Annotated in this window: 9 protein-coding genes; 2 read left to right on the top strand and 7 right to left on the bottom strand. The window is 65.8% G+C overall.

Features of this window, described 5'->3' with window-relative positions; genetic code table 11:
* Positions 1 to 275: 275 nt before the first annotated feature.
* The 6 genes from rpsD to EB835_RS05140 form a co-directional block, all read right to left on the bottom strand.
* The gene (rpsD, locus tag EB835_RS05115) at positions 276 to 875 is read right to left on the bottom strand and encodes a 30S ribosomal protein S4 (protein WP_135808396.1); all 600 of its coding nucleotides are present in this window, start codon (positions 873 to 875) and stop codon (positions 276 to 278) included.
* A gap of 420 nt (positions 876 to 1,295) precedes the next feature.
* Positions 1,296 to 2,885 (bottom strand): cation:proton antiporter family protein, encoded by a 1,590-nt coding sequence (locus EB835_RS05120; protein ID WP_135808397.1) that lies wholly within the window; start codon positions 2,883 to 2,885, stop codon positions 1,296 to 1,298.
* 65 nt (positions 2,886 to 2,950) lie between these two features.
* On the bottom strand, positions 2,951 to 4,354 hold the full coding sequence (locus EB835_RS05125; RefSeq protein ID WP_135808398.1) for a replication-associated recombination protein A: 1,404 nt from the start codon (positions 4,352 to 4,354) through the stop codon (positions 2,951 to 2,953).
* Complete coding sequence (gene aspS, locus EB835_RS05130; RefSeq protein ID WP_135808399.1) at positions 4,354 to 6,138, bottom strand: aspartate--tRNA ligase; 1,785 nt, start codon at positions 6,136 to 6,138, stop codon at positions 4,354 to 4,356. Before aspS ends, EB835_RS05125 begins: the two co-directional genes overlap by 1 nt.
* 58 nt (positions 6,139 to 6,196) lie before the next feature.
* Positions 6,197 to 7,531 (bottom strand): histidine--tRNA ligase, encoded by a 1,335-nt coding sequence (gene hisS, locus EB835_RS05135; protein ID WP_135808400.1) that lies wholly within the window; start codon positions 7,529 to 7,531, stop codon positions 6,197 to 6,199.
* Between the two features lie 118 nt (positions 7,532 to 7,649).
* Positions 7,650 to 8,294 (bottom strand): MBL fold metallo-hydrolase, encoded by a 645-nt coding sequence (locus EB835_RS05140; RefSeq protein ID WP_135808401.1) that lies wholly within the window; start codon positions 8,292 to 8,294, stop codon positions 7,650 to 7,652.
* Positions 8,295 to 8,413: 119 nt separating this feature from the next.
* Here EB835_RS05140 and EB835_RS05145 point away from each other — a divergent pair, with 119 nt between their 5' ends.
* Together EB835_RS05145 and EB835_RS05150 are read left to right on the top strand one after the other, a co-directional pair.
* Positions 8,414 to 9,766 carry a DUF349 domain-containing protein gene (locus EB835_RS05145; RefSeq protein ID WP_135808402.1) on the top strand — a complete coding sequence of 451 codons (1,353 nt, stop codon included), beginning with the start codon at positions 8,414 to 8,416 and terminating at the stop codon, positions 9,764 to 9,766.
* A gap of 103 nt (positions 9,767 to 9,869) precedes the next feature.
* Positions 9,870 to 10,484 (top strand): hypothetical protein, encoded by a 615-nt coding sequence (locus EB835_RS05150; RefSeq protein ID WP_205749866.1) that lies wholly within the window; start codon positions 9,870 to 9,872, stop codon positions 10,482 to 10,484.
* Here the strand turns inward: EB835_RS05150 and EB835_RS05155 are convergent.
* Positions 10,463 to 12,760, bottom strand: coding sequence for a RelA/SpoT family protein (locus tag EB835_RS05155; protein WP_135808403.1), 2,298 nt, complete (start codon positions 12,758 to 12,760; stop codon positions 10,463 to 10,465). The genes EB835_RS05150 and EB835_RS05155 overlap by 22 nt on opposite strands.
* Positions 12,761 to 12,775: the final 15 nt, after the last annotated feature.

Here is a 12,775-nt window from a genome sequence, read left to right on the forward strand (position 1 = left end):
CAACAGGGACTAGTTTAATGGCTCCGTCGCAATATGCGAGGTGGCGCGGCGTGCCGGGGGGTGCCCCTCTGCCGGTGGGGCGCCGAGGCGACGGCCGATGTCCACTCGTTCAAGCCGCAGCGCGTCCGGCGGTCCGTAGACCCTTCGATATACGCGCTCCGCCTTGATCGAGGTCGAGTACCGGCGTGCACGGCGAGCCGCTGGGTGAATAGACGACTGCCCGGAACCTGAGGTCCCGGGCAGTCATAGTGGCGCGATGTGCTGTGTTCAGTCGATCAGCGCGAGTAGAACTCGACGACGAGCTGAACGTCACAGGTGACCGGGACCTCTTCGCGCTTCGGGGTGCGCAGCAGGGTTGCCTGCAGACCCTCGAGGTTCACGTTGAGGTAGCCCGGAGTTGCGGGCAGGACGTCCTTGTGACCACCGGCGGCGGCGACCTGGAACGGGTCCATCGAAGCCGAACGCTCGTGCACCTGGATGGTCTGGCCTTCCTTCACGCGGAAGGAGGGACGGTCCACGCGCTGTCCCTCGACCGTGATGTGACGGTGAACGACGAACTGACGGGCCTGGGCCATGGTGCGGGCGAAGCCTGCACGCAGGACGAGGGCGTCGAGACGCGATTCGAGGAGCTCGACCATGGTCTCACCGGTCAGACCGGGCAGACGGCTGGCTTCCTTGTAGGTCTTGAGCATCTGAGCCTCGCGGATGCCGTACTGCGCGCGCAGACGCTGCTTCTCCTTGAGGCGGACCGAGTAGTCGCTGTCGTTGCGACGACGGGCGCGGCCGTGCTCACCTGGAGGGTACGGGCGACGCTCGAAGTACTTCTCGGCCTTGGGTGTCAGAGCAATGCCGAGGGCGCGCGAGACGCGCGTCATCCGGCGATTACGTGCTGGTGCTGGCACTGTATTACCTTTCATCAATGAGTTCTGTCACGAAGGGCCTTTGAGGTTCTCGCCCCGAACGCGACTGTTGTTTCCCCGGATGGGAAAGAGGGATTGAGCGTCGAGATCCGCTCGCACCGACCGCCTTTAGGGTGCAGGCACAACAGCTGTCAATCTTAGCGGGTGCACGGCTCTCGCCGCAAAGCGGATCGGCGGACTCGCGGCTGTGATGTTCCCGACTCATTCCGCGGGCCTGCCTGACCCACTGACTCCGCGGGCCTGCCTGACCCACTGACTCCGCGGGCCTGCCTGACCCGACCACTCCGTCGGCCCGCCCACCGCGTCCGGCCGGCCCCGCGCGCCCAGCGGGTTCGGCCCGATCGGTTCCGTTCGGCCCGACCGCTGTCTCTGCTGTCATTTCCGACAGTCGTCTTCATGGCTGTCGATGGCGGCGTCGGCCACCGCCGCTCCCGAACCGCTATAGATGTTGATCACCGCGTGGACACCGGCACGGGCGAAATGCTCGACCTGATCGGGACGTTGGACGACGGCGGCGATGGTGCCGGGGAAGCCGGCGATGCGCAGCTGTTCGAGGGCGAAGGTGTTCGAGTCGTGCAGCGCCATGGCCAGCACCACCGTGTGCGCGGTCCCGCCGACGACGAGGCGGTGCCAGAATTCGTGGTCGGTGGCATCGCCTTCGAGGACGGTGAAGCCGTCCTCCCGCAGAGCTTCGATGACGAGATGGTCGTTGTCGATGCCGATGACGTCGCTGTCGCCGCGTTCGACGAAGCGCTCATAGGCGCCGCGTCCGATTCGTCCCATTCCGAGGACGACCACCTCGGCGGCGCCGGTGTCGAGCGGTCGGTCGTTCTTCCGCAGCCTGGCTTCGTTCTCGTCGGGCAGGATCTCGTCGAGCTTCGCGACGATCTGCAGACTGTAGGAGTTGGCCAGCGAGGAGATGATCATGCCCAGCGCCACGGCCAATGCGGTGATGGTCAGCCAGTCGTCGGCGAACAGGCCGTTGTCGATGCCGACGGCGACGACGATGAGGGCGAATTCGGAGAAGTTGCTGAGTGCCAGACTGGTGCGCACGCTCGTGCGGTTGCGCAGCCCGAAGAGTCGGCCCATGAGGAAGAAGCTGACGAAGTTGAACGGCAGCAGGACAGCGCAGAGGAGGAACGCCATGAACAGGTCGGACCAGGTCGGGACCGCCTGCAGTCCGATGACGACGAAGAAGCCGACGAGGAAGAGCTCCTTGACGCTGAACAGCGACTTCGACATCTCGACGGCCCGCGGATGGGTGGAGAAGAGCAGGCCGAGGACCAGAGCCCCGAGGTCGCCGTGGATGCCGACGGATTCGAAGGCGACGTATCCCGGCCCCAGAGCCATGACCACGCCGAAGAGGACGAGGAGTTCGCCGCGGCCGACACGGTCGAGGATCCGACGCAGCACCCACACACCCGGGATGAGCAGGAGCAGCGCCAGCGCCCATGGGCTCGGCGGCTCCTCACCGGCGATGGTGATGAAGGCAACCGCGGCGAGGTCCTGCAGGACGAGGATCGCGATGGCGATCTGACCGTAGTAGGAGCCGTCGTCCGAACGGTCCTCGAGGACTTTGACCACGAGCACTGTCGAGGAGAACGAGAGTGCGAACCCCAGCAGCGCCAGCGTACCGAGTCCCCCGCCGACGCTGACGACGCCGATGACGGTGGCGAATCCGATTGTTCCGGCGCCGAGGAGGACGACCGTGACCATATGCAGCAGTGCAGTGCCGTGGGCCTCGGGTTGGAGCAGGGAGCGCAGGTCGAATTTCAGTCCGATCGTGAACAGGAGGAGCACGACACCGAGGTCAGAGACCTCCTGCAGGCCGGCGAATGCGGTGAAGCCGAAGAGGTGGAGGCAGAATCCGGCGGCGAGGAACCCGACGAGGGGTGGGATGCGGACCTCGTGGGCGAGGATGCCGAAGGCCAGCGCGGCGGCGATGGTGATGACGATGTCTGCCATGCCGTCCTCCTCGCTCGGCCGCTCTCTCAGCGGGCGTCTTCGCTGCCGCGTCTAAGTCAAAGCTATCAGGGCCGAAGCAGGCGTTGCAGGTTCTCCAGCCTTTCGGCCATCGACCTCTCCATTCCATTGCCCGTCGGAGTGTAGTAGCGCTTTCCGCGCAGCGTTTCCGGCAGGTACTCCTGATCCGCGACTCCGTGCGGAAAGTCGTGGGAGTACTTGTATCCTTCGCCGTGGCCGAGTTCCTTCGCCCCCGGATAGTGGGCGTCGCGCAGATGCATGGGCACCTGTCCGGCGAATCCGTTCTTGACATCGGCGATCGCAGCATCCAGGGCCCGGTAGCTCGCGTTCGACTTCGGTGCCAGGGCGAGGTACGTGACCGCCTCTGCCAGCGGGATCCGTCCTTCGGGCATGCCGATGTTCTGCACCGCCGTCGAGGCGGCCACCGCAATGGGCAGCGCCTGCGGGTCGGCCATGCCGATGTCTTCGGCCGCGGAGATGACGACTCGTCGAGCGATGAAGCGCGGGTCTTCACCGGCGACGATCATCCGCGCCAGATAGTGCAGAGCCGCATCGACATCGGAGCCGCGGATGGACTTGATGAATGCAGAGACCACGTCGTAGTGCTGGTCGCCGTTCTTGTCATAGCGCAGAACGGTCTCGCTGCTCGCCTCGGCGCAGGCGGACTCGGTGATCGCTATCGGTCCCTCGGTCTCCTCCTCGATCTGGGCGGCGGCGATTCCCGCGGCGGCTTCGAGGACGGTCAGCGACCGGCGGGCGTCGGCTCCGGCGATGCGGACGATGAAGTTCCGGGCCTCCTCGGTGAGGGTGAACTGCCCGGCCAGACCGCGGTCGGATTCCACGGCACGGTCGAGCAGATTGCCGACCGCTTCGTCGTCGAGGGGACGCAGGGTGAGCATGAGGGAGCGCGACAGCAGCGGTGAGATCACCGAGAATGACGGGTTCTCCGTGGTCGCGGCCACGAGCACGACCAGGCGGTTCTCCACCGCCGGCAGCAGAGCGTCCTGCTGGGCCTTGGAGAAGCGGTGGATCTCATCGAGGAAGAGCACCGTCGTGCGTGAGTACATTTCGCGTTCGCGGCGGGCGTTCTCGATCACCTGACGGACGTCCTTGACACCTGCGGTGATCGCGGAGAGTTCGACGAAGGTGCGTCCGGGCGCGTGGGAGATGACATGGGCCAGAGTCGTCTTCCCGACTCCGGGTGGGCCCCACAGGATCACCGAGGAGGCCCCCGCCCGGTCTCCCCCGCTGGCTTCGACGAGCTGGTTGAGTGGGGATCCGGGGAAGGTCAGGTGCTCCTGGCCGACGACCTCGTCCAAGGTCCGCGGACGCATCCGCACCGCGAGCGGATCCAGGGCCCGCCCCGAGGAGGTCCCGGAGGAACCGGCGAAGCCCGGACCAGGAGATTCCTGGTCCGGGCCGTCGGAGAACAGATTCGGTTCCTGGCTCATCAGGCCTCTGCGTCGTCGTCTTCCGGCTCGAAGTCGACTCCGGCCTCGGCCCTCTGGGCATCGGTGATCGGTGCCGGAGCCTGCGTCAGCGGATCGAAGCCGCCACCGGACTTCGGGAACGCGATGACCTCACGGATCGAGTCGACCCCGGCCAGCAGGGACACGATGCGGTCCCAGCCGAAGGCGATGCCGCCGTGCGGGGGCGCACCGAATTTGAAGGCCTCGAGGAGGAAGCCGAACTTCTCCTGCGCCTCTTCCTCGGTGATGCCCATGATCGTGAAGACTCGTTCCTGCACATCCTTGCGGTGGATGCGGATGGAGCCGCCGCCGATCTCGTTGCCGTTGCAGACGATGTCGTAGGCGTAGGCCAGAGCCTTGCCTGGGTCGGATTCGAGCGTGTCGAGGAATTCGGGCTTCGGTGCTGTGAAGGCGTGGTGGACCGCGGTCCACTGTCCGCCGCCGACAGCGACGTCGCCGGCAGCCTGAGCATCGGCGGCCGACTCGAACAGGGGTGCGTCGACGACCCACACGAACGCCCAGTCGCCGTCCTTGATGAGTCCCGTGCGTTCGGCGATCTCGTTGCGGGCGGCACCGAGCAGGGCGCGGGAGGAATTCGCCTCACCGGCGGCGAAGAAGATCGCATCGCCCGGGTTCGCTCCGGTCGCCTCGGCGAGTCCTGCCTTCTCCTCATCGGAGATGTTCTTGGCCACGGGGCCGGACAGGGTGCCGTCCTCGGCGATGAGCACATAGGCCAGGCCCTTCGCGCCGCGCTGCTTGGCCCAGTCCTGCCAGGCGTCGAGCTGCCGCCTGGGCAGCGATCCGCCGCCGGGGTAGACGACGGCGCCGACGTACTCGGACTGGAAGACGCGGAAGGGGGTGTCGGCGAAGAACTCGGTGAGGTTGTTCAGTTCGAGGCCGAAGCGCAGGTCGGGCTTGTCCGAGCCGTACTTCTCCATCGCCTCGTGGTAGGTGATGTGCGGGATCGGGGTCGTGATGTCGTAGCCGATGAGCTTCCACAGTGCGGTGAGGATCTCTTCGGCCAACGCGATGATGTCGTCCTGCTCGACGAAGGAGGCTTCGATGTCGAGCTGGGTGAATTCGGGCTGACGGTCGGCGCGGAAGTCCTCATCACGGTAGCAGCGGGCGATCTGGTAGTAGCGTTCCATGCCGGCGACCTGCAGCAGCTGCTTGAACAGCTGCGGCGACTGCGGCAGTGCGTACCAGGAGCCGGGCTTGAGCCTGGCGGGCACGAGGAAGTCCCGTGCCCCCTCCGGTGTCGATTTCGTCAGGGTCGGTGTCTCGACCTCGACGAAGCTGTGGGCGTCGAGGACCGACCGTGCCGCCTTGTTGACATCGGAGCGCAGGCGAATCGTCTTCGCCGGACCCGACCGGCGCAGGTCGAGGTACCGGTAGCGCAGACGGGTCTCCTCCCCCACGGCACCGGAGTCCTCGGCGTGGTCGGAGACCTGGAACGGCAGCGCCGCAGCTTCGGAGAGCACCTCGACGCTGGTGTCGATGATCTCGATCTCACCGGTCGGCAGGTTCGAGTTCGTGTTGCCGTCGGGGCGGACCGAGACGGTGCCGGTGGCCTTGATGACGGTTTCATTGCGCAGCTGGTGGGCGTCGTCTTCGCGGACGACGACCTGCACGATTCCCGAAGCGTCTCGCAGATCGATGAAGGCGACACCTCCGTGATCGCGACGACGATCGACCCACCCGGTGAGGGTGACGGTTTCTCCTGCGTTCGCGGCTCGCAGGCTTCCGGCTTCGTGGCTTCGCAGCACCTAAGGCTCCTTTGTGGTTTTGTGGTCTAGCGCCTGAACAATGATAGTCGTTCGCCGATCATGCCCGGTACACTCGTGGCCACAGGTCCGCGGCCTCCGGTGTCCAGGCGGCGGGATCGGCCAAGGTCTGCTCTCCCGAGCGGATGTCCTTGACCTCGTGGCCGGACTCGCCGTCGGTGAACCAGACGAACGGGATGTCGCGGCGTTCGGCGTAGCGGATCTGCTTGCCGAACTTCGCTGCCGACGGTGAGACCTCGCAGGGGACGTCACGGGCTCGCAGGGCCTGCGCCACCGCGTCGGCCTCGTCCCGTTTGGCTTCGTCGGTGACGGCGATGACGACGGCCGAGGGGGTGCCACGGGTGGCACGGATATCGGATCCTTCGCCGAGGATGAACGCCATGAGTCGGGAGACCCCGATGGACATGCCCACCCCCGGATAGTTCTTCTTCCCCACAGTGACCAAGGAATCGTAGCGGCCGCCGGAGGACACGGAACCGAGGTCTTCGTGGCCGATCAGCTGAGTCTCGTAGACCGCTCCCGTGTAGTAGTCGAGACCGCGAGCGATCTTGAGCTGCGCGACGACGACCCCCGGGGCTCGTTCGGCTGCGGCACGCAGCATGGTCGTCAGCGACTCGAGTCCGGCGTCGAGCAGCGGGTGTTCGACGCCGAGCGCGCGCACCTCATCGGCGAAGTCCGGGGAGTCGGATTCGATCGCGGCCAGCTCCAGGCACAGACGCTGCTGGTCCTCGTCGGCGCCGGCTTCGGCGGCGAGCAGCCTGCCGACCTCGGCGGGGCCGATCTTGTCGTACTTGTCGAGGCAGCGCAGCACGGCCTGGATGTCCGTCAGCCCGACTCCGCGAGCGAACCCTTCGAGCAGTCGCCGATCGTTGACGACGATTTTGATTCCGGGCACGCCGAGAGGAGCGAGACGGGAGAACGCGTCGGCCACGGCCAGAGGGATCTCGACCTCGAAGTGTCCAGGCAGCTCACCATCGGCGATGACGTCGATATCGGCCTGGATGAACTCCCGGTATCGGCCTGCCTGCGGTCGTTCGCCTCGCCAGACGGGCTGGACGCGGGCTGCCTTGAACGGGAAGCTCAACTCGTTCGCATTGTCGGCGATGTATCGGGCCAGGGGCACCGTGAGATCGAAGTGGAGGCCGAGCGGATTGCGTTCGGCGCCGTCGGAGTGCAGCCGGGAGACGGCGAAGATCTCCTTGTCGATCTCCCCGTCCTTGGCCAGCTGGCTGATCGGTTCGACGGCGCGGTGGTTGAGGGCAGAGAACCCGTGCAGGGCGAAGGTGTGCTCGAGAGTGTCGATGACGGCCTTCTCGATCACGCGTTCGGCCGGAAGTCGTTCCGGGAATCCGGACAGACGGGCTGACTTCGCCATGGTGCTCCTTGCTTTCGGTGCGGTGGCGATGCCGTGCGGCACCGCTGAATCGGGTGGTGTCGGTGAGATCCGGGCGATGGGCTCGGAGGGGCGGCCTGGGGTGCTCGGTCGGAGCCGCTCAGAAGAACGGGTTCGTCGCGAGTTCCGTGCTCACCCGCGAAGCCGGTCCGTGTCCAGGATAGATCGGCACGTCGGGCAGCGTCGTGAACGCCCGCAGAGTCGCCTGCATCGCCTCCGGGTCTCCCCCGGGCAGGTCGACGCGGCCGATGGCTCCGGCAAAGACGACGTCACCGGTGAAGATGGCTTCTTCCTCACCGTCGAAGACGCGCAGCAGCATGGATCCTTCGGTATGGCCGGGTGCGGCGACTGCCGTGATGGTCAGCCCGGCGACCTCGAAGCTCTGCCCTTCGGTGATGTCGTCGGCCTCGGGGGCGTTCCAGTCTGCGACCAGCGGGGCGAGCATCGCCGCGAACTGCGGGTTGAGCGTCGTCGCCGGTGAGTCCAGTCGGTACCGGTCCGGGGCGCCGAGGTGGACGGGCACGTTCCAGCGGGCGAGCACATTGGTCAGGCCCAGAATATGGTCAGGGTGACCATGCGTGAGGAAGATCGCCCGCGGCTCCAGTCCCTCCTCGCTCAGCAGCGTCTCGAGTCCGGGAGCACAGTCGTATCCGGAGTCGATGAGAATGCAGTCGCTGCGTCCGGCAGCGCGCACGGCATAGCAGTTGACGTCGAGGAATTCGGCGTTGGTCGAGAACACATCCATGTGCAAAGTCTATCTACACGCACGCCGATGGTTATGCTGGGATAACGTCTATCCCACAATCGAGTGATCGGCGGGAGTGAAGACCCGCCGGTTCGACCGATGGAAACAAGGTGAGAACCATGTCGACCCCGACACCGAAGCCGACCCCCCGCCCGTCGTCGCTGCCGCGTCCGCAGGCGGCACAGGTGGTCAATGCCAGCCATATCGACCACGACGCCGAGGTGGCTCGCGCGTTGACTCATGGTCGGGCCGATGCACAGGGCAATGTGTTCGTCACCGCTGCTGATGGTGAGCGGGCCGTCGGCCAGTACCCGGATGCCACCCCCGAGGAGGCGCTCGAGTACTTCGCGAAGAAGTACGTCGAACTCGCGGAGAGCGCCGTCCTGCTGCGCAATCGCCTCTCCGCCGGTGCCCCTGGCCGTGAGGTCATGTCGGCGGCGAAGACACTGCAGGAGTCGCTGCCGGCGGCCAATGTCGTCGGCGATCTCAAGGGACTGAGCGCCACGCTCGACACCCTCATCTCCGATGCCGAGGCCACGGAGTCCCGACAGGCCGCCCGCGCCCAGACTGCGAAGCTCGCCGCGGCCGAGGACCGTGAGGCTCTCGTCGTCGAGGCCGAGGCCCTGGCCAAACAGGATCCGTCGAAGATCCAGTGGAAGCAGTCGGGTGCCCGCCTGCGTGAGCTCTTCGCACAGTGGAAGGACATGCAGCGCAGCGGACCGCGTCTGCCGCGGGCCATCGACCAGGAGCTCTGGGGTCGATTCTCTCAGGCGCGGAACACCTTCGAACACAAGCGCAAGGAGTTCTTCGCCGAACTCGACAAGGTCAATGCCGAGGGCAAGCGGATCAAGGAGAAGATCGTCGCCGAGGCGGAGTCGCTGTCAGCCTCGACCGACTTCCGCACCGTGTCCCAGAAGTACAAGGACCTGATGAGCCAGTGGAAGCGTGCTCCGCGTGCATCCCGCAAGGACGATGACGCTCTGTGGGCGAGGTTCCGCGCCGCACAGGATGTGTTCTTCTCCGCGCGTGATGCGGAGAACGCCGCCCTGGACGAAGAGTTCAAGGGCAACCTCGTCGTCAAGGAAGAGCTGCTGAAGAAGGCTCAGGCGCTGCTGCCGATCACCGACCCGGTGGCGGCCAAGCGTGAGCTGCGCACCATCCAGGATCAGTGGGAGGACGCCGGAAAGGTCCCCCGCGCGGGTGTCTCCCGGATGGAGAACGGCCTGCGTGATGTCGAGCGTGCGCTCGCCGAAGCCGAGGAGGCCGCTTGGCAGCGCAGCAACCCGGAGACGAAAGCCCGCACGTCGGGGGCGCTGAGTCAGCTCGACGAGTCGATCGTCGAACTCGAGAAGAAGCTTCAGACCGCGCAGTCAGGTGGCGATGAGAAAGCCGTCGCCGAGGCGCAGGAAGCGCTTGATGCTCGCCGCGCCTGGAGAGATCAGCTCGCGCAGACCGCCGCGGAACTCGACTGAGGACTCTCTGCTCGTCCACAGGTGCCGACGAACGAGTCTGCAGCTGTCCACAGGCTCTCGCCGAAGTCTTGCCAACGCCTCCACACCCGACGATAGTTCGGGTATGGAGGCGTTGTTTCATCTGCGGGACTTCGGGTATGAGCAGCTCACCGAGCTCACCCTCGACGGTCTGCTCATCCGACTGACCGAATCGACATGGGTGCGTAAGGGCGCGATCCTCTCCCCCGCGGAGCGGATGGCCGCTCTGCATTCGCTCATCCCACCGGGCCTCGCGCTCTCCCATGACACCGCCTGGTGGGTCCATCGCGGCCTCGGCCGAGCCCCCGCCCCGCTGAACTTCATCACTCTGCCCCGAAGACGGTGGATCGCCGATGACGGTTTCGACGTCCACGAGACGACGCTGGCGGACGACGAATGGTGCCTCATCGACGCACTGCCCATCACGACGGAAGAACGGACATTCTACGACCTGCTCTACCCGCACTTCCGGTCCCGTACCGCAGAATCGGCGAAGGCACTGCGAGGGATCATTGCGGAGATCCCCACCGGTCTGCGCCACCGGCTCAGGGACTACCTCACCGAGGTGGCCCGCCGACCGTTCGTCGCCCAGATGCGCGCCGCCTTGGACAGCGCCGCCTTGGACAGCGCTGCCTTGGACAGCCGGGCCCTCGGCGGGATCGGCAGCGACCGGGAGGATCAGCCGCCGGAGATGCGGTAGACGTCGAAGACGCCTTCGACCTTGCGCACGGCGGAGAGCACTGTGTCCAGGTGGCTGGCGTCGCTCATCTCGAAGACGAACTTCGACTGGGCCACGCGTGCCCGGGACGTGCCGACGGTCGCCGACAGGATGTTCACATGGGTCTCGGTGAGGACCTTCGTGATGTCGGAGAGCAGACCGCTGCGGTCGAGGGCCTCGACCTGGATCTGGACGAGATAGATTCCGCTCGTCTTCTCACCCCACGACACCTCCACCATGCGTTCGGGTTCGCGTTTGAGTGACGTCACGTTCGGGCAGTCGACGCGATGCACGGACACGCCGGAGCCGCGGGTGACGAAGCCGAGGATCTCGTCGCCCGGCACCGGGGTGCAGCAGCGAGCGAGCTTGACGAGCACATCGTCGACGCCCTTGACGATGACGCCTTCTGACGAAGAATGGTGTCCCGAGGACTGGCCGGTGCGGTTCCGCGGCTCCGGCGACAGCACCACCGAGTCGTCATCCTCCCCGACTTCCTTGGCCAGCAGATCGACGACGTGCTGGGCCGAGGACACACCGTTGCCGATCGCAGCGTAGAGGGCGCTGACATCGGGCAGACGCATCTCTGTGGCGACGACCTGGAGGGCTTCCTGGCTCATCAGAGAGGCCGCGGAGATCGTATGCCGGCGCATCGCTCTGGCGAGCTGTTCGCGACCGTTCTCGATCGCCTCTTCGCGGCGTTCCTTCGAGAACCACTGACGGATCTTGCTCCGAGCCCGCGGGCTCTTGACGAAGCCGAGCCAGTCGCGGCTGGGCCCGGCGTTCTCGTCCTTCGAGGTGAAGACCTCGACGGAATCCCCGTTCTTCAGCTCCGTGTCCAAAGCCACCAGGCGGCCGTTGACGCGGGCGCCCATGGTCTTGTGCCCGACTTCGGTGTGCACGGCATAGGCGAAGTCGATGGGGGTGGCTCCCGACGGCAGGCTCATCACCTCACCCTTGGGAGTGAAGACGTAGACCTCCTTCGAATTCACCTCATAGCGGAGACTGTCGAGGAACTCATCGGGATCCGAGACCTCACGCTGCCAGTCCAGCAGCTGCCGCAGCCAGGCTGCATCGTCGACAGCGCCGGCGTCGGAGACCTTCACCGACCGTGCGGTATTCGAGGTCACGGCCTTCGAGGATTTGTTCAGGTCCTTGTACTTCCAGTGAGCGGCGACGCCGAATTCTGCGCGTCGGTCCATCTCGTGGGTCCGGATCTGGATTTCGACGGGTTTGCCGGCCGGCCCGATCACTGTGGTGTGCAGGCTCTGGTACATGTTGTACTTCGGCATCGCAATATAGTCCTTGAACCGCCCGGGAACCGGGTTCCAGCGGGCATGGACGATACCGAGGGTGGCATAGCATTCGCGCACGGATTCGACGAGGACGCGGACTCCGACGAGATCGTAGATGTCGGCGAACTCGTGGCCGCGCACAACCATCTTCTGATAGATCGAATAGTAGTGCTTGGGCCGTCCCGTGATGGAGGCGTCGATCCCGGACTCCTTGAGCTCGCCCTGCAGCTCCTCGGAGACCGTGGCCAGATACTTCTCGCGTTCGGGCGCACGGTCGGCGACGAGTCGGACGACTTCGTCGTAGACCTTGGGATGGAGGACCTGGAAGGACAGGTCCTCGAGTTCCCATTTGATCGTGTTCATACCCAGCCGGTGTGCCAGCGGGGCGAAGATGTCGAGGGTCTCGCGGGCCTTCTTCGTGCTCGACGAGGCGGGCACGAATCGCCAGGTGCGCGCATTGTGGAGCCGGTCGGCGAGCTTGATGACCAGTACCCGGATGTCCTTGGCCATCGCCACGATCATCTTGCGCACGGTCTCGGACTGCGCGGCCTGCCCGTAGGTGAGCTTGTCGAGCTTCGTCACCCCGTCGACCATGGCCGCAACCTCGGACCCGAATTCCGCGGTGAGCTCCTCGAGCGAATATGAGGTGTCTTCGACGGTGTCGTGCAGCAGTGCGGCGGCGAGGGTGACCGGCAGCATGCCGATCTCGGCGAGGATCGTCGCCACTGCGATGGGGTGGGTGATATAGGCGTCACCGGACTTCCGGGTCTGACCGCGATGAGCCTCCTCGGCGACCTTGTAGGCGCGCACCACAAGGTCGATGTCCGCCTTCGGATGGTTCGACTGCAGGGCCCGAATCATCGGACCCAGGACTCGGGGGTAGCCAGGGTTGTTCTGTGCCCTGGCCGCCCACCAGGCTAAGCGGGAGATGCCTCGCGGACGACGCGAATCAGCGGACGAAGCCACACCATCTCCTCTCTG

Origin of the sequence: Brevibacterium sp. S22, from assembly GCF_004745485.1 — a bacterium.
Classification (GTDB): Bacteria; Actinomycetota; Actinomycetes; order Actinomycetales; family Brevibacteriaceae; genus Brevibacterium.